This is a genomic window from Actinotalea alkalitolerans, from assembly GCF_023369855.1.
Classification (GTDB): domain Bacteria; phylum Actinomycetota; class Actinomycetes; order Actinomycetales; family Cellulomonadaceae; genus Actinotalea.
This window is the reverse complement of the sequence record NZ_JAMBPP010000010.1, coordinates 76918-100102: the sequence shown is the minus strand read 5'-3', so window position 1 is coordinate 100102 and position 23185 is coordinate 76918. Positions and strand designations below refer to the sequence as shown.

23 protein-coding genes are annotated in these 23185 nt (G+C 70.5%); 2 read left to right on the top strand and 21 right to left on the bottom strand.

What is annotated here, in order from left to right:
* Positions 1-42: 42 nt before the first annotated feature.
* From M1R94_RS13770 to M1R94_RS13750, 5 genes are read right to left on the bottom strand one after another with little or no spacing between them, the layout of a single operon-like run.
* Positions 43-1173 (bottom strand): DnaB-like helicase N-terminal domain-containing protein, encoded by a 1131-nt coding sequence (locus M1R94_RS13770; protein ID WP_249382283.1) that lies wholly within the window; start codon positions 1171-1173, stop codon positions 43-45.
* The gene (locus M1R94_RS13765) at positions 1167-2519 is read right to left on the bottom strand and encodes an ATP-binding protein (protein WP_249382282.1); all 1353 of its coding nucleotides are present in this window, start codon (positions 2517-2519) and stop codon (positions 1167-1169) included. The genes M1R94_RS13770 and M1R94_RS13765 overlap by 7 nt, the downstream gene beginning before the upstream one ends.
* On the bottom strand, positions 2516-3922 hold the full coding sequence (locus tag M1R94_RS13760; protein ID WP_249382281.1) for a PrgI family protein: 1407 nt from the start codon (positions 3920-3922) through the stop codon (positions 2516-2518). Before M1R94_RS13760 ends, M1R94_RS13765 begins: the two co-directional genes overlap by 4 nt.
* Complete coding sequence (locus tag M1R94_RS13755) at positions 3919-5091, bottom strand: hypothetical protein (protein ID WP_249382280.1); 1173 nt, start codon at positions 5089-5091, stop codon at positions 3919-3921. The genes M1R94_RS13760 and M1R94_RS13755 overlap by 4 nt, the downstream gene beginning before the upstream one ends.
* 1 nt (position 5092) lies before the next feature.
* Positions 5093-5404: a DUF6112 family protein gene (locus tag M1R94_RS13750; protein WP_249382279.1), complete on the bottom strand. Its 312-nt coding sequence runs from the start codon at positions 5402-5404 to the stop codon at positions 5093-5095.
* A 357-nt stretch (positions 5405-5761) separates the two neighbouring features.
* Here M1R94_RS13750 and M1R94_RS13745 point away from each other — a divergent pair, with 357 nt between their 5' ends.
* Positions 5762-6529: a GNAT family N-acetyltransferase gene (locus M1R94_RS13745; protein ID WP_249382278.1), complete on the top strand. Its 768-nt coding sequence runs from the start codon at positions 5762-5764 to the stop codon at positions 6527-6529.
* 227 nt (positions 6530-6756) lie between these two features.
* Here M1R94_RS13745 and M1R94_RS13740 read toward each other — a convergent pair whose 3' ends face one another.
* The 16 genes from M1R94_RS13740 to M1R94_RS13665 form a co-directional block, all read right to left on the bottom strand.
* Complete coding sequence (locus M1R94_RS13740) at positions 6757-7845, bottom strand: competence protein CoiA (protein WP_249382277.1); 1089 nt, start codon at positions 7843-7845, stop codon at positions 6757-6759.
* Between the two features lie 360 nt (positions 7846-8205).
* Complete coding sequence (locus tag M1R94_RS13735; protein WP_249382276.1) at positions 8206-9729, bottom strand: hypothetical protein; 1524 nt, start codon at positions 9727-9729, stop codon at positions 8206-8208.
* A 94-nt stretch (positions 9730-9823) separates the two neighbouring features.
* Positions 9824-10363 (bottom strand): putative immunity protein, encoded by a 540-nt coding sequence (locus M1R94_RS13730; protein WP_249382275.1) that lies wholly within the window; start codon positions 10361-10363, stop codon positions 9824-9826.
* A 101-nt stretch (positions 10364-10464) separates the two neighbouring features.
* Complete coding sequence (locus tag M1R94_RS13725) at positions 10465-13584, bottom strand: LysM peptidoglycan-binding domain-containing protein (RefSeq protein WP_249382274.1); 3120 nt, start codon at positions 13582-13584, stop codon at positions 10465-10467.
* Positions 13581-13976: a pilus assembly protein TadG-related protein gene (locus M1R94_RS13720; protein WP_249382273.1), complete on the bottom strand. Its 396-nt coding sequence runs from the start codon at positions 13974-13976 to the stop codon at positions 13581-13583. The genes M1R94_RS13725 and M1R94_RS13720 overlap by 4 nt, the downstream gene beginning before the upstream one ends.
* A gap of 88 nt (positions 13977-14064) precedes the next feature.
* Positions 14065-14493, bottom strand: coding sequence for a TadE/TadG family type IV pilus assembly protein (locus tag M1R94_RS13715; protein WP_249382272.1), 429 nt, complete (start codon positions 14491-14493; stop codon positions 14065-14067).
* Between the two features lie 26 nt (positions 14494-14519).
* Positions 14520-14882, bottom strand: coding sequence for a TadE family protein (locus M1R94_RS13710; protein WP_249382271.1), 363 nt, complete (start codon positions 14880-14882; stop codon positions 14520-14522).
* Positions 14883-14966: 84 nt separating this feature from the next.
* The gene (locus M1R94_RS13705; protein WP_249382270.1) at positions 14967-15170 is read right to left on the bottom strand and encodes a hypothetical protein; all 204 of its coding nucleotides are present in this window, start codon (positions 15168-15170) and stop codon (positions 14967-14969) included.
* A 15-nt stretch (positions 15171-15185) separates the two neighbouring features.
* Complete coding sequence (locus M1R94_RS13700; protein WP_249382269.1) at positions 15186-16079, bottom strand: hypothetical protein; 894 nt, start codon at positions 16077-16079, stop codon at positions 15186-15188.
* Complete coding sequence (locus M1R94_RS13695) at positions 16076-16957, bottom strand: type II secretion system F family protein (protein ID WP_249382268.1); 882 nt, start codon at positions 16955-16957, stop codon at positions 16076-16078. The genes M1R94_RS13700 and M1R94_RS13695 overlap by 4 nt, the downstream gene beginning before the upstream one ends.
* Positions 16954-18387, bottom strand: a complete 1434-nt coding sequence (locus M1R94_RS13690) for a CpaF family protein (protein WP_249382267.1) — start codon at positions 18385-18387, stop codon at positions 16954-16956. Before M1R94_RS13690 ends, M1R94_RS13695 begins: the two co-directional genes overlap by 4 nt.
* Complete coding sequence (locus M1R94_RS13685) at positions 18384-19151, bottom strand: hypothetical protein (RefSeq protein ID WP_249382266.1); 768 nt, start codon at positions 19149-19151, stop codon at positions 18384-18386. The genes M1R94_RS13690 and M1R94_RS13685 overlap by 4 nt, the downstream gene beginning before the upstream one ends.
* On the bottom strand, positions 19148-19774 hold the full coding sequence (locus M1R94_RS13680; protein ID WP_249382265.1) for an SAF domain-containing protein: 627 nt from the start codon (positions 19772-19774) through the stop codon (positions 19148-19150). The genes M1R94_RS13685 and M1R94_RS13680 overlap by 4 nt, the downstream gene beginning before the upstream one ends.
* 130 nt (positions 19775-19904) lie before the next feature.
* On the bottom strand, positions 19905-20801 hold the full coding sequence (locus tag M1R94_RS13675; protein WP_249382264.1) for a hypothetical protein: 897 nt from the start codon (positions 20799-20801) through the stop codon (positions 19905-19907).
* A gap of 17 nt (positions 20802-20818) precedes the next feature.
* Complete coding sequence (locus tag M1R94_RS13670) at positions 20819-21406, bottom strand: hypothetical protein (RefSeq protein WP_249382263.1); 588 nt, start codon at positions 21404-21406, stop codon at positions 20819-20821.
* 324 nt (positions 21407-21730) lie between these two features.
* Entirely contained in the window at positions 21731-22603 is an 873-nt protein-coding gene (locus M1R94_RS13665) for a hypothetical protein (RefSeq protein ID WP_249382262.1), read from the bottom strand.
* A gap of 266 nt (positions 22604-22869) precedes the next feature.
* On the opposite strand from M1R94_RS13665, the gene M1R94_RS13660 reads away from it, so the two are divergent.
* Entirely contained in the window at positions 22870-23175 is a 306-nt protein-coding gene (locus M1R94_RS13660) for a helix-turn-helix domain-containing protein (protein ID WP_249382261.1), read from the top strand.
* The last annotated feature ends 10 nt before the right edge of the window (positions 23176-23185 follow it).

Here is a 23185-nt window from a genome sequence, read left to right as displayed (position 1 = left end):
CACCAGGCGGAGCACGGCGGACGGCACGACGCGGTTGGGCGCTCATCCCGCCGCGGGCCCCTCGCTCATCGGCCCGGCCGTCGGCGGATCGATCTGCCACGCCCCGCGACGCCCGCTTGGTCCGACGTCGATCTGATCTGGCAGGGCCGTGGACAGGTGCTGCATGCGGTGCAGGAGCGCTGTGGCGGTCTGGAGCAGGTCGACCACCGGGACGTCCAGGGACGTCGCGCCCTCATGGAGCGCCGCAGTTCCCTGTGCGGCCGCCAGACGCAGATGGTCGCCGGCGACGACCTGACGCAGGTGGCCGGGGACCGACGCCCGTTCGCCCTCGATCCCGTCGATCAGCGCATCGAGCTCTGGTCCTGTGCCCGTGGCGCGAGCGACCTGTGCCGTCGCCAGCGCGAGAGTCGACCGGTCGATGCTGTGACCACCGGCCGCGAGCTGGGCGAGTGCGGAGTAGACGGCAGCCCACGGGCGGTTGGTGAGCTGGTCGGGTCGCATCCACGCGACGGTCGGCGAGATCGCCGTCGGATGCGTGGCGAGGCAGGCGACCAGTCGTTGCTCGTTGCGGCCGACCTGCGCCGGGTCGATGCCGGGGTAGTCGGCAACGAACTTGTCGGCGGCTCGGCGCAGCTCAAGATCGTCGGCTCCTGCGCGCAACCGGGCCGGGATCTGAGCGGTGAGATTGTCGGTGACCTGGCCGTTCGCGTCGGCCCACCGTTCGCATGCGATGAGCACCGCCGCTCCGGCGATGCGCAGTGCGGAGCGTAGGGGGCGGCCCTCGCGGGACATCGACGCCTCGAGCGCCGTCGCCCGCAGCAGGATGCCTTGGCCGTCGATGTCGCGGCGAACCCCGGACTCGACGACGACGCGAGCGTGGGGCCTCGGATCGGGGTTGTCCGGGGCGTCGTGCAGCAACTGGTGCAGACGCGGGAGGTCCGCGATACGTGGTCCGTGACGCTCGAGCATCCGCGTGCCGAGCGAGACGGTGTCCATCGAGCAGCCCGCGCCGTGTCCTTCGCGCATTGCCACCCACACCTGTCGGTGCCAGGGCTCGGTGAAGTCGGTCCCCCGCACCCAGCCGTCGAGCTCGCGGAACGGGCTTGGTTCGACGAGCAGGGCCCCGAGCATCGCCCGCTCGGCCATGAGTGCGACGTCGTCGCGGGTCAGCATGGTGGGCCTCCTGTCAGGTCGGCGGTGGCGAGCCGGAACGCCTGGTCGGTGTCCAGGACGGCGAGCTCGTCCGGGTGCAGCAGGTGGTGGACCACGTAGGAGCGGCCGGGCATCGACCACAGGCCGGTCCCCCGCGGCAGCGCGGTCAGCACGTCCCGCTCGGTGGTGGACAGGCCGAGGGCCGCGCCGGCAGCGCCGACCTGATCGCTCTCCTGGCGGTAGACGATGCGCGTCGAGCAGTCGGCAAGCAGACCAGCGGCCAGCGACCGCGCGCGGGAGCCGACGTCGCCTGCGGCGTCAAGGTCGGACAGGCGGTGCAGGATCAGCAGGTTCGCCAGCCCGTACGCTCGCGCGAGCTTCCACTGCGCCTGCATCCGACGGACCAGCGGCTCGAGGCGGAGCACCCGCCACGCCTCGTCGTAGATCACCCACGACGGGCCGGAGTCGGGCGAGACGATCGCCGACTCGACCCATCCCGCCGCGCAGGTCATGGCGACGGCGAGGGTCTCATCGTCCAGCGCCGACAGGTCGAGCACGAGCATCGGGGTGTTGCGGTCGAGGGTGACCGTCGAGGGTCCGTCGAACAGCCCGGCGAGGTCGCCTCGGATGAGGCGGCGGACGGCGTGCAGCAGGTCACGGCCGTCGGCGCTGCGCTCGGTGACCGACGTCCCGTCGGCGCGCGACGCGACCGGATCCGGGTCCGCCAGTGCCAGCGCCAGGTCCGGGACAGTGACCTGACGGTCGCCGCAAACGCCGACGGCGGAACGCAGGGCAGCATCCAGCGCGGAGTGCTCGGGCGGTGCCAGGGGTCGCTCGAGCGTCGCCTCGACGAGCGCGGTCAAGAGGCGCAGTCGCTGCCCACGGGCGATCAGCGGGTCGGCGGCGGTCACGTCCAGCGGGTTGATCCGGGTCGACGACCCGGGAACGAGGCGCACCACCGTGCCGCCGACCGCCTCGGCGACCACCGCCCACTCCCCCTTCGGATCGGCGGGCACGTAGACGCGCCGGCCGTAGGCGATCGAGCGAATAGCGAGCGACTTGGCCAACGCCGACTTGCCCTGCCCGATCACCCCGGCGAGCAGGACGTTGGGGTTCGTCAGGGCCCCGGCGGCGTAGAGGTCCCACGGGTCGAACGCGAACCGCTCCCCCGTCAGCGCGTCGGTGCCGACCAGAGCCCGGTCGACGGGCGGCGGAGGCGGGCTGAGGAACGGGTAGGCACCAGCAAGCATCGAGGACGACGCCCGGTGCGGCGGGAGGCGGAGCGGCAGCCACGACTGGAGGCGCCCGGCCCTGGTTCGGAAGGCCCGGCCAGGCTTCCTCGAACGCGCGGTCCTGGTGGTGCTCACAGCAGCCTCCGCGCGAGCGGTAGCGCACCGGCCGCGTGGGCGAGCCCGTGCTGTCCGTCCAGACGCCGGACCTCGCACATCGCCTGGGCAGCAGCAGATCGCAGGGCGGACCCGGCTGCGGTGAGCTCCTCAACGGTCGCCGCCGTCACGGTGAGCAGCCCGGTGAACCGCAGGTCTCCGTGCCCGGCTACGAGCTCGGCCTCGCGCCGGGCGAGGTCGGCCTGCTCGGCGCGCACCGACTCGTCCTCGACCTGGCCGAGCTTGGCGCGCTGGGCCGAGTCGGCGATGTGCTCAGCCTTCGCCCGACGGATCTGCCGAAGCGACGCGGCGGCAGTCAGCGGCTCCACGGTCAGCGAGACGCTGCGCCGCACTCCCGGAGCGAGCGCGAGTGACTGCAGGAAGCCCGGGTGGACCTCGCTGCGGGGCCACTCGGCCACCCAGTAGACCGCGTGCACCGCGCCGTCGCACTCCAGGCGATCCCAGAACTCCCGGGCTGCCATCGGCCCGGCCTGACTCGCGACCGGAACGAGCGAGGGCGCGAGTGCAGCCGGCGACGGGTCGTACGAGGCCCGGACGGCGCGACGAACCTCGGCCGCGTCGAGCCACGCGGCAACGACTAGGTCCGCGCCAGCAAGAGCGCGGGCGAGGGTCATCAGGCTCTCGTCAACCTGGGCCAGGTGCGCCGGATCCGGCCGACCTCGCCGCGAGCGACCAGCCCGGAGGGAGACCGCGACGAGAGTCTCGCGCTGATCGGCGGGGGTCTGTGCCAGCAGCTCGGACAGCACCCGCGCCGCAAACCCTTCACCGAGCCCCATGAGACTGCTCGACGCTCCTGGTGCCGGGAGTGAACGATGCAGCACCTGGAGGCGAACGACGTCGTCCGCCTGGCTCAACGACCCCAGCACGCGGCCCCAGGCACCTACCCGGTGGTCCTGCACGGCTACGTCGGCGAGGAGGAACCCCGCGCTGCTGACCCGCGCGACAGCGGTGAGCGTTCCGGCCCGACGATCGTGTACGACGGCGGTGCCGCTGGGTGTGGTGGCGATCGCGAGAGGGCCCGCGATCCCGGGTAGGCGCAACGAGTCAACCAACGACGGCGACCGGGTCGACTGCACGGTGGCCGTCCGGCCGGTCACGCGCCGCGCCTGCCAGTCGGCGAGGAGGGGCAGCCACGCGGTCAGCGGCCGGCCCCCGATTCGAGCGGTGCCCACCACCAGCAGCGGACCCCAGACTGCGGCGGCGAGGCCAAGACCGCTCGCACCGGCGAGGTACACCGCGGTGCCCGCGACCACGAGCGCGATCGCGACGAAGCCCAGCTGTGCCCCGGAGAGGCCAAGGAGGACGCCGTGCTGCTCGGCCCGCGCGAACCGGATGCCCGCGGTTGCGGTCGTCGTCGTGCTCATCGTCGGGGCCCCGAGCTCGGCGTGGACGGACGTGGCGGCGTCGTCGGTCTCGGGGTCCCAGCCGCACCGGCCGCGGCGCCGACCCGAACGGCCCCACCCGCGCGAGCGCCGGACGTACCCGCACGTGAGGCCCCACCGATGCCGCCCACCGCCGCACTGATCCCGACCTGCTGCACCACGGCCGTGCCCATCCGGGCCGTGGACCGAGCGGCCGAGCTCGCGGGGTTGGCCGCCAACACCGAGTTCATCGTCGTCGCGGCCTCCATCCCGCCCCAGTGCACGAAGCGCCAGGTCAGCCACGGCGCGAACAGTGCGATCGACAGCAGCAGAAGCCCGACCAGCAGGTCGCTGAACACCGGATCGGTCGTGCCGACGGCTGTGCCAGTCGGCGACGGTCCGGTGCCAGAGAACGCGGAGGCACCCAACACGAACACAACGACGATGACGACCTTGCAGAGCACCAGCGCAGCAACGGCCTCCATCCAGCGCCGCGTCCAGACCCGCGTCGCGTCCCACGCCTGGCCGGCGAACGCGACCGGGGCGAACACGGCCACGAGCAGCAACGCCGCCTTGCGGAACACCAGCAGCCCCCACAGCAGCAGGAAGCCCACGATCATCAGGGTCCCGAGGAAGATCTGCAGGCCCGGCGAGACCGCCGTCGCGATCCGCGCGAAGTCGAAGAACTGTGATGCCGCAGTGCCGACCGTCGTTCCCGCCGACGCTGCGATGAACACACAGATGCCGTCCACCGCGGCCAAGGCCAGTTGTGTCACTGCCAGCGCAAGTGCCGCGCCGATCAGCGCCTTCCCGACGCCCAGGACCGCACGACCCAGGCCGCCCGGCTCGCGCCGCAGGACCGAGCCGATCACCTGGACCACGAGCAGCCCGACAAGCACCGGGAGGGTCACCGCCGCGATCACGGCGACGTTCGCGCGGAACCAGTCCGCGGAGAGATCGACAGCGGTGGTGTCGTCGAGCGAGGCGTATGCGGCAGTGGCGATCTGCTCGGCTCCCTCGATGAACACGGACCCCAGCCCGCCGAGCACACCGTTCGCGGCGGATGTTGTCACTGAGCCGGTGACGGTCTGCCCGAGGCAGTCCAGCGGGTTCGAGCAGTCGCCGATCGAGACCATCGGGCGGCGGGCATCCGCCGAGCCGAGCGTCGCCACGTCAGATCCCGGACCCGAGTCCGGAGAAGAACGCGACGATCGCGTTCGCTCCCCCGATCAGCAGCGCACCTCCGGCCGCGACGAGGACGCCCGTCTTCCCGGACGACGCGTAGGAGTAGTTGCCCTGCTGGTGGGCCAGCGCCCACACCATCACCGAAACAACCAGGCCCGCGACGCAGGCGACGAGACCCCAGGTCAGCAGAGCGCCGACAATGCTGCGTACGACCTCGAGGCCGGGGAGGCCGTTCTGGTTAGGAGTGATCCCCGGGTCCACCATGGGGAGCGCGGTCGTGATCCAGGCGACGAGGCGCATAGCAGGGCTCCAGACGGGCCGGGAGCCACCGGATGTGGGCTCCTTCTACCTGACTGGGGTGCGGCGGAGGGGAGAAGACGCGACGGCCCAGCCGAAGGGCAATCTCTAGGGTGGAGGGTGGTCGACGCTCACATCGATGCTCGGTCATGGCCGATGACCGGACGATCTCTTCCGGTTCGGTCCGGATCGGTTGTGATGGCGACCGCCGTTCTCATGACGGATAGCCGTTTGCGGAACGGTGGGTCGCGGCCAGGGGACCGAGGGGCCAGGTGAGCCAGCACCGCACGGGGGCCCGGTGCGCCGCACGCCGCACCGGCAACTCCCGCCAAGCGGCCCGCGGTGCGGCACGATGTGCTCATGAGCCAGAAGAGCGCCCGAGCCGCGCGCCGCGCCGCGACCGCGGCCGCAGGAGGTTCCCCGGGCGTGCCGGGCCGGGAGGCGGAGGGGGTCACCCTGCGCCTGGCGACTGCGTCGGATGCCGCAGAGATTGACCGGCTGGGGTTCGCGGTGATGCCCGAGTGGCGCGGGATGGCGCCGTCCGCAGACCACCTTGCGGGCCTAATCCGCGGATCGGCGACGTCGCGGTGGCGGGTCGGGGTCGCGCGCGCCGAGGACGGTCGGGTCGCGGGGGCAGTCGTGACCAAGCCGTGCAGCGGGGCGGCTGGAGAACTGCGACGCGGGCGGTGGGCCGAGCTGCTGTTCGTAGTGGTGGCACCGGACCTGCGCCGCGCAGGCGTCGGCACCGCCCTGGTCGCGCTCGCGCTCGCTACGCTGTCCGAGGCGGGGTTCTGGGGTGTGATCGCGTCGACCCGGCCACCGCTGGCGCCGTGGTGGGAGCGGCTGGGATGGCACGTGCCGGCCGCGCCGGCGGATCTCGAGTACGTGGACGTGGACACGGTGCCCGAGCACCGCTCCGTCACTTGGCACAACCCAGTGGACTCCTCCCACCCGCTGTGGATTTGGCGCCCGACCGACCCTGCCCGGCCGGTGCGGGCCTTCTACGTGCGCGGCGTCGCCGGCCCACCGATGCCCGAGCTCGCCGCAGAGATCCGCACCCAGTTGGGGTACGTCACGGACCGGGCCCGCGCCGCGCGGATTGCGGCGGCGCTCGAGCCGGACCTCTAGGCCGTTTCTCTGAGCGCCGGGCCCCGGCCCGGTGGCGGCGCGGCGTGCCACGGTCGCGCTCAGGGGCAGGACCTCGTCGTACCAGTGAACCCTCTGGCCGGGCTCGATCTGATGCTTGCAGTGCGAGCATATGGGCAGCTGGGTCGGCCACGCCTCGTACTCGAAGTACCTTGGTGCCATCACCGATCCGCAGGAGTGTGCGTGCGGGCGGGCGGAGTGAAGTCCTGTCAGCTGAGGTTCTCACAGAGGCCGTATCCGCGCTCGCGGCACCAGTGCGTCCGGCTCAGGCACTGCTCGCCAGCGGGAACGACCGCGTCGATGATCGCGCCATCCACGTACGCGGCGTTCATCCACTCGCTGCGCAAGGGCCAGTCACCGAAGAGCGCGTCACAATGTGCGCAGGAGAATGCTAGGTACTGCCCGGCGGTGCCGGACGTTTTCAGGGAAAGCGCGGCGCAGAGCGCCCACCCGGCTGTGGCTACACGGTCACGGACGGCCTGCTGGATCTGAGAGTCGGCTTCAGGTCTCTCTGTCGCCCACATCCCGCCGGCCCGGTCCGGTACGAGAGCCGACAGCCCGCACCGACCCTCGACGGTTAGGCCGTCCACCCGCCAGACCGTCGACGCATCTCCGCACCGATAACACGGGTACTGCATCAGTTCGGCCTTCGTTGCTGCCGGTCCACTGACGTGGGTGCGAATGCTGATGCGACCAGTGAGGTACAGCTGGACGAAGTCATCCGTCGCCACTACATCGGCGCCGACGCGGACAGCCGCGGGGTCACCGGGCACGGCGAGCCGAACCAGCGGCATGGTTGCATCGGGTCGGACCGACTCGTCCGCGCCGCGTCTACCCTTCACGCTTGCGAGCCAGACCACTTCGACGCCGTCGGCGACCCGCACCGCAGTCCGATCCCTGTAGTCCGTGCCGGCCTGCTCGGACATTTGGACCTCGAACACGACGCGCCGCCTGTCACGAGCAGCCAGAACGTCCGCAACGTACCCGGGTCCCGGCACTTCCGGTTCGGCCTCCCAATCAACTGCGCGTGCCGCGTCCACGATCAGCGCTTTCGCCCTTAGGTGCGCCGGCGACTCAGCCTCGTGGTTCGAACACCCGGCCGCCGTCCCAGGCTGATGCACGAAGTGTTGCAGCCCGGCCCTGGACCGCCGAAGGTACGCTGGCGTGCCACAACCCGGCAACGTCACGAGCCCTTGCCGGGAGTCTCGCCGCAACGCGTCCCACTCCAGCGAGTCCAGGAAGGTGGAGACGACCCGGTTCCCGTCGGCCAGGGCAACTAGTGGCACGACGCCTCCCATCGGTTAGCCGCACCGTAGCGTCCAGGGGTGAATCCCGCACGCAGGCCGGCGGAGTAGACGCCAATGGGCTCCCGGCGGTCGAGTCGTCGACTGAGCTCGCCCGTTCGCCGTTTCATCGCGGGCCTCGCCAGTTGCCTTCGTCCCTTGTCATGCTGGCCAGTGTCGTCGATCCCGCAGCCTGCGCCGACCCATTGAGACCATCGCACCTACCGAGACTGACCGGCCGGCCAGCACCCGAGCAACGAGCAGGCGCGTCCCGTGCGCGGGTGGGCGCGTTGCTCCGGTGGAGCGCCGCAATGGCGACCGCGGGGTGATCCGAAGCAGACCCTTGCAGGTCTGGCGCGGACGCCACTCGGTGCGTCAGACCTTCGACGCGGACGGCTTGTTGTCGGAACGGGCGTCGATGACCACGAGTGGTCGAGCATCGGGTTGGTCGAGACCGAGCTTCTGGACAACCCGCTTGACCTTCGCCTGGTCGGCAGCCGTGTAGCAGACCACGACCGCGACAGACCGCTTCGTCTTGTTGGCGGCCTCGTACACGGCGACTTGCTTGTCCAGATTGCGCTCCAGGCTGCTGCTCTTGGCCAACTTGAACTCGATAAGGGCCTTGTCCAGGCCCATCGAGATCTTGAAGTCCACCGGTCCTCGGCCGTTGTTCGGTTCGCGGTTCACGTCGAACCGAGACGGTTGCAGGAGTAGGCCGAAGAAGCCTTGGACTTCAGTCTCGTTCGCGAAAGGCCGACCGTTGCCGCGGTTGATGACTCGCCATCCGTCCTGATGCTCGACGTACCGCTGGAACGTCTTCACCGCCGCCATGGCCTCGTCGAAGGATGTCCACGGCTTGGCAAAGATGTCGGTCTTGTCGCTGAGGTCGCGAGCCGCAGTCTGGACCTGGTCGCGAAGCAGCCGCTGGGTCTCATTGACCTTCTCGCGACTCGTTGCGACCGCTTGATCGCCGGTATCCTCTTTGAGTCGGATGTAGCAGTCGATGAGCTCCGGGAAGTGGAGGATGGTGCGAGCTCGCGCATCGGCGATCTCTCTAGCCGACGGCTTCCTCGACAGTTGTTGGCCCAAGTAGAGACTGACGTCCGCGCGGAGCTGCTCGTCATCTAAGACGTCAGGCAGGACGTCGAACGAACCGATCATGTCGTTCCTGTTGATCCAGGTTTCGTCCTTGGTCAGAAGTGCGGACGGGGAAAGGATCACGAAGTCGCCCGCAGTCCAGGGCAGTGCGTAGGTGCGGGTCATCCATGTCTTGGTGCCGTAGTTGAAGGCTGCTCTCGCGACGGCGGTCTTGCGAACGGCGTCGGACGCGAGGTGTGCGGCCGCGAAGGTCTCGGTGTAGCGCAGCAGGAAGTGCTTGATGAGATTGGTCGTGAAGTCCGAGATGGTGTCGCGGCCGACTCCGGGCCGGATGAGAGCGAGCTTCTCTAGGTGGCTGGAGGTCGTGATCGTCTCGTTGCCGAAGTTGCTCAGGATGTCGCCAAGCGCGCTGTGCAGTGACTTGGCAAACGCTGCCCCGAGGCCGTGGCCGGCATTGCCGCTGACCGTGAACCCGAGCCAGTTCTGCTTGACCTCGCTGAACGTGTACCAGCTCTTGATCAGGCCCAGGGGCAGCTGCTGGTCGGCCTCGTCTCGCAGGAACCCCAGGTACTCAAGGATCTGGTCGTGGAGGGCGATGTGCTCGGGCTGTTCACTGTTGAACAGCAGGAAGGGGTCGATGAACACAGGCAGATCCGAGACTACGGAGATGTCGAAGGCGCCGTACTCGGCCATGACCTCGGGGTGGACGTTGAACCGGTCGCTGAAGAACACTCCGGCGGGGTCTGCCTCCCAGGCTGACTCCGAACGAATCTGGGATTCTTCGACATCGCTTCCGGTCACGCGGTCAGTATCCACCAAGACGGACCGCGCGTGCGTCACGACTGCCCCTGGGCTGCTTGCGTACGACGCCGCTCGACCCGAATTCACGGACGGCTCACTTAGGTCTGAGCGCGGCGTCGAGGGTCTTCCAGAGTTGGTCGACGCGGTTCTTGCCCTCGGGAGCGGGTGGGTAGCGCCGCAACACCTCGACCAGGGTCGGTGAGGCGCGACGGCGTGCTCGCTCGATCACCTGCGCAGCGACGTCCTGATCGTCATCGTCGGCAGCCAACTCCAATGCGCGGGCGGCAAAGCCTGCCGCGCGCAAGATGTGGCCGACCTGCGACGGCTTGGCCAAGGGATGCAGGTAGGCGGAAGCGGCGGCATCGCCCGCAGCGCGAGCGGCCGCATGGGCCGCTGGTGTGGTTGCATCCTTGGCCGCCCGGTGGGCATCGAGCGCCGTAGCACGCTGCAGATTGGATCGCGGAGCCCCGTGCACGAACTCCCAGGCAGCGTCGGTGGCGGCCCGGGCGCGGGAATCGCCAGGTCGGGCCGCCTCGAAGACGGGGAGCGCCTCGAGCGCGCACTCGGCGGTGTACCGAGCGACGACCCGAAGCTCGTCCAGCGTCAGCGCGAAGTCACCCTGGCTGGCCGTCACACCCGCATCATCGCGGATGCTGAGCCGCTCACCAACACGCGGCCATGCGGCCGCACGGGCACACCGTTGACGTCCGGAGCAAGTAGCCACCGGTAGCGCGTTCACGAACGACGACCACGAACTTGTACGAGCAGTTCGACCGTCTCCTCCTCCAGCCCGTCGTCAGGGTCGATCTCGAACACCCGGTGCTGCAGGACAGCGACCAACCGGTCCACCTCGGCAACATCGCCAGCCCGGTGCGCGGCGGCGATGGCGTCACGATGCAGCAGCTCGTTGCACGGGTCGACGCTGAGTGCGATAGCAAGGGCTTCCCGCACCGACCGGTAGTCACCCCCCGCCTCGAGCACTGCGTAGAGGTGGGCCGCATCGACGATCTGGTCGATCATCTGGTGCGCGAGTGGTTCGGCCCAGTCGTAGGTGCCAACGGGTGCGTCAGCGAACGGGCGACCCCGTACAAGGTCGAGCGCTGCGCGGAGAGCGGGAGCTCCATCGGCATCGGCCTGGACGCCAGCGCGCAGAAGATCGCGGAAGTCATCCCAGTCAGTCCGCACGGCTGGGTCGAGCCGGTAGCTGTGGAACGTGGTGAGGATCGGCAGGTACGGCGTGCCGTCCGGCGCCCTTCCCAGCCAGGCGCGTGCTCGCGAGATGTACGCGTTGCGGGTGCTCGCGGTGACACGTTGGCCGCGGCCGAGGATCTCGTCGATCGCTTCTGTCGACGCGCCTGGGTGGAGTGCGAGGTAGGCGACGATCTCCGTGAGGCGTCGCTCGCGCTTCGCACCCGGCCCGCCGACGTGCCCAGTCACGAGTGGTCGGCCGAGGAGGAGGATCCGCGGTGCGGGTGGCCCTAGGACGGGTTCGGCGTCGCGGTGCAACAGCTGAATGCTTGCGGCATCGAAATCGTCTGAGCTATCTGCGGTCTCGCTGGTAAGCGAGTCACGGACGGTGGCGATCTCCTCGATCACCCCGGGTGGGACCAACGCCTCCCGGACCGGCTCCTCACGGGCGGTGCGGAGCGCCGTGAGCAGGCTGCGGTAGGTGTCCTCGCGGAGGTGGGCGACGGCAAGGTCGAGCCCCAGCGGGTCGAGCCGCCCGCTCCCGTCTGGGTCGACAACCAGCCGCCACCCGCCGTGCTCCCCCACCGCGACTGTCACCAACCCGGACCACGGCAACGCGACGGTGGGCGGGACGGGCGAACCGAGATGAACGGTGGAGAGCCACCCGTCGGCCTGCCCGGGCAGCCCGCGGGCGGCAAGGACGTCCTTGACGCCCAGGGCCGTGAACGAGGTTGCGTAGGCGGCGAGTATTGATGGGTACACCTCAGGCCTCGCGCGGAGCGGGGTGACGAGGTCAGGGTTATCCGTGTCGATGAGGTCCCCGAGCTCCTCGGTGACGAAGGGCGGGACGTGACCTTCGAGTGGCTGGCAGGCCAGCTCGCACGCCAAGGCTCGCAAGGTTGCGCTTGCCATCTCGGTGTCGGCGATGATCGAGAGCGTTCCGGCAGCCTCCAGGTTCGCGAGGAGGGATGCCGTGCCGCGTTGACCGAGCCCGACGAGCACCGGGTACGGGTTGGCGACGTCGTCCTCGTCGGAATGCGACGGGGCGTTGAGGATCTCGGCATGGCTGGCGCGCCAGCGCCGCGGTCCTGCGGACGCGAAAGGAGCCACCGCGTCGGCTTCATCGGCTGCCAGGAGCAGGTCCACATGCTCAAGGTCGAGGAGGACGGCTACGACTCGTGGAAGTGAGCGCTCCGCGGTTCTGCAGTTGAGAAGCAGACGCCGGAAGGTGCGGTCCAGGTCCTGTTGGCTGAGCGGTACGACGGCGCGCCGCAGCTCGGCCTCAGCCACCGAGCCCGGGGAGCCAACGGCCGGGACGGGGAGGGACTCTCCAGTGCGGCGCAGCCGACGCTGGCGACGACGACGACGGTCCAGCTCAGCGAGCAGGAGCGCTGCCGCGAAGCCGGTCACGCCTAGGACCAGCGCCGTGCTTGGCTGCGGCGCGGCGTCGAGATCGACGACGCCAGGTTCGGCGCCCGCACTGACCGATTCCTCATTGCTGGCCACGGCAGCGCCGTCCTTCACGCCGTCTGACGGTTCCGCGGCGGATGCTGCCTCCGCCGCGGGTGCAGGTGCGATGGCGCGCGGTTCGACGCCGGCACTGGGTCGGGGCGCCGGTTCCTCGGCTACGGCCGGCTCGCTCGGTGCGGCAGTGGGCGCGACCGCGGCCTCTGCCGGAAGCGCAAGGCGCCACCCGGGGCGGATGAGGTCCGGGTCGGTCAGGCTCGATCCGTCCGGCTGGGTCACGCCGGCGTTGAGGTCGAAGACCTCTGGGAATCGGGCGCCGTCGTTCAGATGCTCGGCGGCGATGCCCCAGAGGGTGTTGCCCGGGACCACCACGTGCTCGGGGACCGCAGCCGGTTGCAGTTCGGCTGACGGCGGCGTCCGGGCCGGGAGGTTCGTGGCGTCGATGGGTAGACGCAGGATCCAGCCCGCTTCGATCCAGTGCTCGTCGGTGAGTGCGAGACCGTCAGCCTGTGGCGTCCCGTGGTTGAGCGTGACGATCTCGACGTAGCGATGCCCCGAGCCGAGGTGCCTCTCGGCCAGGTCCCAGAGCGTGTCCCCCAGGCGAACGGTGACCGAGGGATGGAGGTCGACGACATCAGGACCCGGGTCGCTCGCCGGGACGATCGGCGGACGCTCCACCCGCCAAACCCCGGCACCGTCTCCGGGGTCGGCTGCGACAGGCGTGGCCACGAGGCCGCGGCCCTCGCCGGGCGGTGCCGCGGGTAGTAGCCGCGCCGCCGCCACCGCCGACTCGCCCGCACCAACCGACAGGCTCGGTCCGTACGTCGTCAGGACCAGCAATGCCGTTGTGACCAACGTCGTGGCGCCCTGCTGGAGCCACCCCAGACCCCGGATGGCCGGGAGCTCCGTCGCACGAACCGTCGCGATCAGGCTCGCGACGACCTGGAGCGCAAAGACCAGCCAGCACACCCAGGCGCCGGCCGTCATGATCCCCCACACGACTGTGCCGTCGTCGGGCCGCGTCCAGGCGCCAACCACCTCGTCCCACGTCGGCCCACGGGACGGCAACCGGACGGGTGAGAGGACTGCGAGCAAGACGGGCACCCCGACGAGCAGCACCGCGAGGGTGACCAACGCACCCATGCCCCGCCACAGCGTGGCGAGGTTCCGCTCGGAGGTGTGACGCGTAGCCGTCGTCATGGTCCGCTCCCGGAGATCGCGTGGGCGAGCTGAACCTCGGCGTGCCCGGTCACGGTCATGGTCGACACCCCGATCAGGCCGAGGAAGACGGTGGGACTCTCGGCGGTGGTCGTGACAGCAAGGTGCGTACGGTCGTCGGCCACCTGGACCGTGCCCGCGAGACCCGCGGCGTCGAGGTAGGCGGACGCGGCGGCGACCGCCCCGACGAGATCGACGCTCACGCCCTGGCCGGCCACCGCGGCGGGTAGGTCGATCACCTGGCCCGCGGCGCGAGCGGCTTCGGCAGCGACCGCGTCGGCTCGCTGGGTAGCGCGTAGCTTGGCGCCGCCGTCGACGATCAGACCAACCAAGAGCAGCAAGCCCAGGACTGTGATCGCGAAGAACACGGTCATCGAGCCCGCCTCAAGGCCGTCATCGGTGCGAGCCGCCCACCATCGCCGAACAGCTCCTCCCCGCGTCCGCTGCAGCCGACGCACGCGACTACGGGCGGCCACGGTGAGCATCCAGAGGCGAGACGAAGGTGGAGGTGAGGACCCGCTGCCCCGGGAGCCCTGGCAGGGCCAGGTCCGCGACGCTCACGACACACGTCACGGTGACCTGGACAACCGCGGGCTGTCCGAGTGACGCGGAGAAACCCGTCGCGTCCACCGCGACGCTCGCCGACGTGCAGTCAACGTCCTGCGATCCGAGTTCGCGAAGTATCGCCTCGTTCGCGGCGTTCCTCGCCCCGTCGGCGCTGCGCGCCATCGAGGCGTCCCGAGCTGCGACCGCGGCAGTGTGGTCGACCGCCGACCGGGCGACACCAACACGGCCGGCGAAGATCAGCAGGCCCAGGAGCAGGAGCAGCACCGGGGCCAGGATCGCAAGCTCGAGCGTGATCGATCCTGCGTCGTCGCGTGTCGCACCCACCCGACGCCGGACGGGACCATGCGCACTCACGGTGCACCCGCATCGACGAACGACTCCACCGGGCCTTGGGCCGACTGCGTCACGGTCAGCGCCACACCCGGGATCAGCGACAGCGACTGTCCGCTGACCTCAATCGCGACCACTCCGGCCGTCGGGCTTCTCACCACGACGGACGGGTCGACGAGCATGTCGGCACCGTTCTGCTCGAGGTACTGCGCGGCCCGCTCGGCACCCTCGGCGGGTGCCGCGTCGAGCACCCGCGCGGCGCTGACGCCCTCTTGCGCCGCGGCGAGCGCCACGGTGCGGGCGAAGTACCACAGGCCGTACTGCATCAATGCAGTGATCAGCAGCAGCACGACGGGGAACGCGATCGCGAGCTCGAGCGACATCGACCCGCGATCCCCCTTGGAGGCAGACCAACGGCACCTCCGGGCCGGGGTTCGCTGCGCTCGTCGACGGGAGCTCATGGTCGGCTACGTGATCTGGTCGACCCGGCGCTGGACCGCAGCCGTGATGGCGACGACCAGCAGCGTGGCGACGGCGATCAGCCCCAGCACGATGATGACGAGTTCGAGGGTCGACGCCCCGACGTCGCCGGTCGGCGCGTGGTCACGTACCCAGCGACGGCATCCGGCGATGTAACCCTGGAGGACGATTACCGCGACGAAGGTGGACATGAGGGCTCCTCTCGGTCAACCGAAGACGATGCGGGCAAGTGCGGGATAGGCGATGAGGCCCATGAAGATCACGCCGAGCAGCGAGACCGGGATGACCATGTGCTCGGAGGCAGTGTTGGCGGCCGCGGTGGCGCTACTGAGCAGCTGGGTGCGCAACGCCTGGGCTCGGGCGCGCAGCGTGGTGTAGACCGCGGCGCCGTCAGAGCCGGCGACGCGCATGATGTCGCCGACGTCGCCGAGCTCGCGCACCCCGGTGCGTTCGGCGATGTCGTTGAGGGCCGACCACGCCGGTCGGCCGTCGAGCTCGGCGCGCAGCAGTGCGGCACGGATCAGGTCATGCTCGCGCGTGGTGCCGATCGTGGCGGCTCGCTCGAGCGACTGCGTCATGCCGCCGTCGGCGAGGCGTTCGAGGGCGACGAGCTCGAGGTAGAGGCTGACGGCGTGCCGCATTCGGTCGCGCGCCGCGTGGGCCGAACGGCGCAGGTCGAGGTCGGGGACGAAGAACAGCACGGTTGCGCACACGAGCACCAGCGGCGCCGAGACGACCACGGGTGTCCGGACGCCCATGACCGTGAGTCCGGCGCCGAGAAGCACGGGGAAAACCGCGCCAAGCACGGCGTACCCCATCTTGCGGACGACGAGGTCCTCCACCGTCTGGTCCAGCATCGCCAGGTCGGCCGCGTAGCGCCGCAAACCGAGGCTGCGGATCAGCGGCGGTGCCCACCGCGCGCGGAGCGAGCGCCACCAGGCGGGACCTCGCGCGCTGGCCACAGGGTCAGGCGCACCGGTCGACCGGAGGCGTTCCATCGCGGCGTGCAGGTCGGGTGGCGCGGGAACCAGCCCGGCGTACAGCAGCACGGCAGCGGAGGCGAACATGCCGCCGAGGACGAGGGCCTGCCAGAGGATCATCGCGACACCTCCCCGTCACGACCGGTGGCAGCACCGGACAGTGCGCGCGGAGTAGGGGCTGCGAGGGTCAGCGTCCGAATCCACCACAAGCATGCCGCGAACCCGGAGGCGAGCAGGATGAGGACCAGTTGGCCGAGCGGCTCCCTGTAGGGCGCGAGGTACTCGCCGTTGAGGGAGCCGACCGCCACCACGCCCAGGGTGATGAGGGTGACCGCGCGCGCTGTCGTGCGCGGCTTGGCCCGCTCGGCTTCGACCGCCCGTCGCGAAGCCACCTCCGCCGCCACCGAGTCGGCGGCCGCAGCAAGGGCCGTGGCGAGTCCCGGTCCACGACGTTCGGAGGCCAGGAGCATCGCCGCGACGACCAGGTCACCCGCGGCGTCGTCGATGTCGTCGGCCAGTGCGATCAGTGCGTCGCGGGTGGACCACCTGGCCAGCAAGCGCGCGGCAAGTGCCTGGATCTGTGGCTGGAGTCGCTCGGGCGCGGTCGAGGCCGAGCTCACCAGCGCCTGGTCGAGTCCGACGCCGCTGCGCAGCAGGTCCGCGAGTCGGCGGGTCCACTCCTCGATCGCCTCCACCCGGTCGATCCGTGCCGCGGCCGTCTGGGACGTCGTGAAGATCGCCGGTAGCCCGACGACGGCGGCTGCGACGAGCACTCCGGCGACCAACCAGCGCGAGGCTGCGACAACAACGAGCCCGACCAACACCGCGGCGGGCCAGCGCCAGGCGGCCCATCCTGGCTGGACGCGCGACTGCCGCCACCGGCGCCGTGGATCCCACACGCGAGGCGTGGGCAGCAGGTCCGGGCGCACCGCGAAGGCGGTCGCCAGCACGGCGAGGCCCAGGCAGGCGCCCGCGAGTCCGAGCACGAGGGTGGTCATCGTTCCCCCTGAGGTGGGAGCGGGTGTGCCCAGGTCCCGGAGCGATGCTCGAAGAGCGACGGGTCGAACCCGGCGCGGATCAACTTGGGCAGGCAGTCCGGTCGGTGGGTCGGCACGGCGCGGCCGTCGGCGCCCGGGGCGAACACAGTGGTCGTGACCGGTCGGTGGGACTCCCCCAGCGCGCCGATCTCCAGGACGGTCGAGACGAATCGGTGCTTGGCGCCGCCGTCTGTGGAGTCGTCGCGCAGGGTGATGTGCACCACCAGGTCGACGGCGCCGGCGAGCAGCCGGTAGGCGAAGGCTTCGGCGATCTGCAGCCCGGAGATCAGGCACAGAGTGACGATGCGATCGATCGCGTGGTCCGCGGTGCGGGCGTGGAGCGTGCACATCGATCCGTCGCCGGTGGACATCGCCTCCAGCATCGGGATGATCTCCGGGCCCCGGACCTCGCCGACGATGATCCGGCGCAGGTTCATCCGCAGGGCGTCGGTGACCAGCTGGGCCAGGGTGATCTCCCCCGCGTGCGCCCCGTGCGTGTCCACCTCGGCGGTTCCTTCGCGGGCCTCCATCGCGACAAGGCGCGGGTGGCGCTCGGGCAGGTCGTGCAGATGGAGCTCGTACTCCTTCTCGATCGTGGCGAAGCGCTCCATCGGGTCGAACTCGTTGGCAAGCGCCCGCACGAGCGTCGTCTTGCCGGCGTTCTGCAGGCCGGTGACGACGATGTTCCGCCCGGCGCGCACTGCGGCACGCAGGAACGACGCGAGCACGGTGTCGACAGTTCCCAGCCTGACCAGGTCGTCCAGGTCGACGTCGGTCACGCGGTGGCGGCGGATGACGACGTGGGGTCGCGGGGTGAGCCACGCGACGGCGGCCAGACGCGAGCCGTCCGGCAGGCGAAGGTGCAGCGCCGGGTGCGCGGGGGTGAACGAGCGTTCGGCGCCTCCGCTGCGCGCAGCCAGAAGCTGGATCATCTCGATGAGGTCGGCGTCGGAGGCCGCGACGGCCGGTCCGGGGACGTCGCGCCCGTCGGAGTAGGAGAGCCAGACGGTCTCGCACCCGTCGACCTCGATGTTCTCCACGGCCGGGTCGTCGACCAACGGCTGGAGCCGTCCCAGCCCGAAGAGCGCCGCGAGCACAGCGGCAGTGACCGCACGATGGTCGTCACGACCCATTGGCGGCGTGCCTTCCCGCATCCGCTCGTGCTCGCGCTTGCCCATCTCCTTGACGATCAGCGAGCGGGCGAGCTCCCGACGTGCATCGTCGGTGAGCGGCACCGACGTCGAAGGCCGGGCACTGAGAAGGCCCGCGAGCTGAGGGGCGACCACGCGACGCAGCTGGGCGACCAGTACGGGGTCGGGGATGCCGACGGAGGGGTCGAGCGGTGTCGCGTATCGAGGGTCGGGCCGGGGGGTGCTGGGTTCGTCACTCATCGCGGGCCCCCTGCCAGGTCGAGAACAGCCGGGCGCAGGGCCTCGACCACGACGCTGGCCGAGCGCATCAGCTGGGTGCGTAGGAGCGGTCCTCGACCGAGGAACTCACCGCTGTGCAGTCGTTCCGCGGCCCGCGGGTCCCACGAGAGGACCGGCAGCCGGTCGACCCCGAGCTCGTGGCGCACCTCGTCCGCGCTGTAGGGCCTCCGTTCGCCGACCAGCATCGCCGACGTCGCCCTCACCGGTCCCCGCAGGGTCCTCAGTCGCTCCAGTCCGGCCGACGCGGCCAGCACGCCACCGAGCGTCGGACGCGTCACGACCACGGCCGAGCCGGCGCGCTCCAGCAGAGGCGTGGGCTCGGAGACGTGTTCCAGTCGCCCGACGTCGGCCACCAGGTCCACCCCGAGCTGGTCGAGGTCGGGAACGAGGTCGGTGACCGTGTGCCACAACCCGCCCAGCCCACGGGCCTCCACCGAAGTGGTCACACCCACCAGGAGGAGTCTCGAGTGGTCCTCGTCCCACGCCACGCAGTGCTCCAGGAGCGTCTGTGCCGTGCGTGCACCTGTGGCCGCAAGCCGCAGCACCCCGCCGGCCGATGGCACCGCGCCGCGTAGGTAGCCGGGCAGCACGCCGGAGCCCGACGCGTCGGCGTCGAGCACTACGACCCGCCGCCCCGTGACCACCGGCCAGACCGTGCCCATGGCCATGGCGGTCGTCGTGACCCCCGGGCTGCCCGTGACCGAGCAGAGCGAAACCAGACTCATCGGTCGCTCCCCTCCGCCAGCAGGACCAGGGCGAACTGCTCCGTCGCCACGAGGGCGGCGAGACCCCGGCCGTCACCCTGCTCGACGACGACGTCCAGCATCGATACCCCGTTGACGTCAGGCTCACCGAGCCGCACCACCTCGACGGTGAACGCCCGCGGTGTTGTCGGCGGAGCACCGCCCTCGGCCGTCGCACGGGAGGTGGGTGTGTCGACGACCTCCAGGCGCGACCCCGCAACGAGCCCTCCGGCTGGGAGACGCTTGGCTGGGACTGCGATCGGCACGAGCACCTGACCGGTCTCGGGTGGTGCAGTTTCCCGCAGCATGCCGCTGCTGATCAGCCCGCCGGCCCGCAGGTCGCCCGCAGCGACACTGCCGACGACGTCGCCGAGCGAACCGGCAGTGATCACATCGATCTCCGGCTCCACGGCGACGGACGTGACGGTGACGTCGTCGGCCGTGATGGGAGCGCCGAACGGCACATCCCGCGCGAGGACGAGGACGTCTTGCCGGTCACTGAGACGCGCGCCGATGGTCGTCGCAGCCATGGCGCCGAGCAGTGCCAGAAGCACCGCAGCGGCGATGAGGCCTGCGCGGCGCCGCTGCCGCGTCGGTGCGATCATCGGCGCCCGCGTGGCGCCGGACTCTGGGGCCGAGCCTGGGGCCGCAGATGTTCGGCGCCTGGCGGTGATGAGGTTGTTGGTCGCCATGGTTTCTCCGATGACGCTCTTGCCCCTTGCCGGGGGCACTGACTCAGCCGGAGACGAGCACCTGCAGCTCGCCGATGCGCACCGATGTCTGCGCTGTGCGGGTGACGGTCAAGGTTCCGCTGGTGCCGCCGCCGGACCACGAGACCGACCAGGTCGTGGTGCCTGTGACGGTGTATGCCTCGTCGGGCTCGTTGAGCGATGGCCAGGTGTAGATGTGCTCGCAGGTCGGCGAGTGCACCTCGCCGGCGATGTAGGGGGTCCCCGGGTTGGTGCACACGAAGCTGGTGCCGTCGCCCATGTCCCAAGCGATCTGGATCGCGTGCGCGGTCGCAGTCACCGCAAGCCCGGGCACCGAGGCTGTCGTCGTGGTCGGCCCCCACGTCGTGGGCGTGACCTGGGTCCAGAGCCACACGGGGACGCCCACCAGACCGAGCTGGCCACCGTCGACCGTCGTGCCGATCGCGGGACCAGCCAGTGCCATCTGTTCGACGGCGCGCTGTGCGAGCTCAGCGGGTGTCACCGACGGCGCGCCGTATCCGTTCGGTGGAGTGGCGAGCCAGGTCCAGCCACCGTTGGATCCCGGGGAGATCCTGTCCATGCACGTCACCACATAGATCGCGCCCTCAGGGTGGCGCCCCTGCCAGACGATGTCGTTCGCCGGAGGCTGCGGGTCACGGAGGCGGTAGTAGCAGCTGTCGACGTTGCTGAACCAACCCCAGTCGTCGTCGTAGCAGTCGACGACCTCGTCACGGTAGGGAAGTCGGCACACCCGCGCGTCGCCACTCGACCCACCCGTGGACACCGTCCCGCCCGTCGTGCTGCCCGCTGATCCACGGTTCTCGACGGTGACGATGCAGTTCGGCAGGTCGACCGGGCACGCCACCTCACCGGCCGCCGCCGCCGGTAGGGCCGTGAGCGTGAGCCCAACGGCGAGTGCCACGACGCCTGCCACACGCCTCAACATGTCTGGTCCCGGTGGACGACCGAGGTCCGGATTCGCCAACTGCCGTCGATGACGAAGGCCGTCGACACCGTGACCACCCGCAGCGCCTGGTCCGGCGCCGCTGCGCTCTCACCGGTAGCGACGTACATCGGCTGCCAGTTCGCTGCGTCGACGCAGTCGGTGATCGTCGCCGATGCGTCCGGGGCGAGCACGACCTCGGACACCACAGGCGAGAGGACGGGTTCGCCGGGGATCACGATGCCGTTCTCTCGAAGCGTGAAGATCGTCGACTGGGCATCGGTGAGGGCGGTGTCGTCGGCGAAGACGGCGAGCGTCGGGTCTTGGGGCTGCGTCGGGTCGGCGTACGAGGCGACCTTCGCGGCCCAATAGCCCTCGTACGCCTCGAGGATCGCTTCCTCGGCGGCGGCAACCTCGGGGTCGATGGTCGGTGTCGGCGACGCAGTGGTCGGAGTCGGGGTTGACGTCGGGGGCGGGAAAGTGGGTTCGGTCGGCTCGGGAGCAACATCCGTGCACCCTGCGAGCACGATGGCTGCGAGGCACCACCCGAGTGCCGCGCGCTCGCACCTCGACTTCGTCGTCATCGGAGACCCCCTCGTCCCGACCGCCCCCTACGACCCCCGCGGACGATGATCTCGACCGCGACGATTCGCCCATTGGACACCCGCAGGCCGGAATGGGGAAGCCCCAGCGTCGCTATCATCGGCGAGTGAAAGCGCCTGCGGTCGTACTCATGCCACCAAAGTGGACGGCCGCGATGCAGTGCTGGTCGGTGTTGACCTAAGCATCTGTGGATATCGTGCTCAGCGCGGGCGCTGTGAACGAAGCCGATGGGTCCCATACCTACTGGGGTGCGCGGGATCGCAGAAGACGCGACGCCGCCGGCCATGAGTTCGCCGCAATGACCGTCACGAGGGTGCCCTCACCGTCGACGTCCCCCGGTCTGCCGGGGTCACGGCGGCGGCACGCTCGGCCTGGAGCAGCGGCGATCGCCAGCGTCGGCGAACGGTCGATTCGAGCGCCGCGCGCCCGGTCCGTGACTCCAAGACACCGGCGCCCTCGCGGACCACACGGGCGATCATCCCGGGCCACTGCGGACCACCGAGCAGCGCGACGGCCAACCGGCGAACCCGCCATGGCGCGACACCGATGTCGGCGGACAGCGGTCGCCAGCCGGTGCACGCCCCGCCCGACCCCACTGTGAGCCGCGCGTCGAGCAGTGCGTCGACAACCGCATCCAGCGCGAGATCGTCCCAGCCGAGCTCGACCAGTCGGTCGCGCAGGAGGCTGAGGGCTGCGTCCAGCAGACCGCTCGCGCCGTCGGCGGTAGCCTCTCGCCCCTCGGTGATGCCGGTCAGGTCGTCGACCGGCACTACCCGAGGATCGCAGCCCGAGCCGCGCGTCGCGTTGCGGATCTCCCAGGCACGACGGACGCCCGTCGCGTACCGGGCGGCAAGTAGCTCGCCGAGCACTGCACGTCGCGCGGCGGCGTGGACCAGAGACCATGGCAGCTCGGCCTCGGCGAGCCGCGGGGCGTTCAGCGCCTCCCACGCGGCCGCCCACCCCGTCGCCTCAGCCTCGTACGCGGCCGTACCGCGCAGGCCGAGCCCGACGACCATCCGGCGGATCATGTCCTGCCGGACGAACTCCAGGAGGCCACGTCCCGTGGGCCCGTCCCAGCCCTCCGCCTCGATCCGGACCAGCGTGCGGCGCAGCTGGTCGTGGTCACGCAAGGTGATCCGCGTTCGGACGTCGCGGGCGTCGTCGTCGAGATCGCTCATGGTCGCCTCCGGTGTCGTCATGGACACCGGCCACGGTGCGCGGAGGGTATTGCCAGAGGTCTGACCGTGGTGTCGCCGCAGGTCAGCGGTTCGCGCCGAAGCTCTCGTGCGCCGTTTGGTCAGACTCCTGGCAAGAGCGGCATGGCTCGGCGCACCGAGTAATCGGGCCCCCTCGAAGGGCGCTCACATCCACCCCGGCGCACGGTCAGATGCTTGGCAACAGCGCCGCCGCAGGCTGGTCTCCCGACATCGATAGGAGGTCCGCCATGGACGCCGCAACCTCGACCACGACACTCAAGCTCACTCCGCGTCGACGTCGCCCAGACGGCGGGAACTCCGGCGGCGCGCGCATCGTCAACGTGACGGTGCGCCCGGACCCCCGCGTCTTGCTGTCCGTCGAGGACGCCGCCGAGCGACTCGACATCGGCCGGACGATGATCTACGAGCTGATCGCCTCTGGCCAGCTCGCCACGATCACCATCGGCCGGCTACGCAAGGTCCCGGTCGTCGAGGTGAACGAGTTCGTCGAGCGCAGGCGTGCGGCCGGCTCGCCCGCTCGCCAGGCGGTCTAGTCACGCATCT

Bases quoted from the DNA above. Each gene is read 5' to 3' on its own strand.
- M1R94_RS13710 (WP_249382271.1), bottom strand. From the start codon at position 14,882: ATGTCGCTCGAGCTCGCGATCGCGTTCCCCGTCGTGCTGCTGCTGATC.
- M1R94_RS13720 (WP_249382273.1), bottom strand. From the start codon at position 13,976: ATGACCGTGTTCTTCGCGATCACAGTCCTGGGCTTGCTGCTCTTGGTT.
- M1R94_RS13695 (WP_249382268.1), bottom strand. From the start codon at position 16,957: ATGACCACCCTCGTGCTCGGACTCGCGGGCGCCTGCCTGGGCCTCGCC.
- M1R94_RS13660 (WP_249382261.1), top strand. From the start codon at position 22,870: ATGGACGCCGCAACCTCGACCACGACACTCAAGCTCACTCCGCGTCGA.
- M1R94_RS13685 (WP_249382266.1), bottom strand. From the start codon at position 19,151: ATGAGTCTGGTTTCGCTCTGCTCGGTCACGGGCAGCCCGGGGGTCACG.
- M1R94_RS13740 (WP_249382277.1), bottom strand. From the start codon at position 7,845: ATGGGAGGCGTCGTGCCACTAGTTGCCCTGGCCGACGGGAACCGGGTC.
- M1R94_RS13690 (WP_249382267.1), bottom strand. From the start codon at position 18,387: ATGAGTGACGAACCCAGCACCCCCCGGCCCGACCCTCGATACGCGACA.
- M1R94_RS13705 (WP_249382270.1), bottom strand. From the start codon at position 15,170: ATGTCCACCTTCGTCGCGGTAATCGTCCTCCAGGGTTACATCGCCGGA.
- M1R94_RS13750 (WP_249382279.1), bottom strand. From the start codon at position 5,404: ATGCGCCTCGTCGCCTGGATCACGACCGCGCTCCCCATGGTGGACCCG.
- M1R94_RS13725 (WP_249382274.1), bottom strand. From the start codon at position 13,584: ATGACGACGGCTACGCGTCACACCTCCGAGCGGAACCTCGCCACGCTG.
- M1R94_RS13665 (WP_249382262.1), bottom strand. From the start codon at position 22,603: ATGAGCGATCTCGACGACGACGCCCGCGACGTCCGAACGCGGATCACC.
- M1R94_RS13670 (WP_249382263.1), bottom strand. From the start codon at position 21,406: ATGACGACGAAGTCGAGGTGCGAGCGCGCGGCACTCGGGTGGTGCCTC.
- M1R94_RS13770 (WP_249382283.1), bottom strand. From the start codon at position 1,173: ATGCTGACCCGCGACGACGTCGCACTCATGGCCGAGCGGGCGATGCTC.
- M1R94_RS13760 (WP_249382281.1), bottom strand. From the start codon at position 3,922: ATGAGCACGACGACGACCGCAACCGCGGGCATCCGGTTCGCGCGGGCC.
- M1R94_RS13700 (WP_249382269.1), bottom strand. From the start codon at position 16,079: ATGATCCTCTGGCAGGCCCTCGTCCTCGGCGGCATGTTCGCCTCCGCT.
- M1R94_RS13680 (WP_249382265.1), bottom strand. From the start codon at position 19,774: ATGATCGCACCGACGCGGCAGCGGCGCCGCGCAGGCCTCATCGCCGCT.
- M1R94_RS13745 (WP_249382278.1), top strand. From the start codon at position 5,762: ATGAGCCAGAAGAGCGCCCGAGCCGCGCGCCGCGCCGCGACCGCGGCC.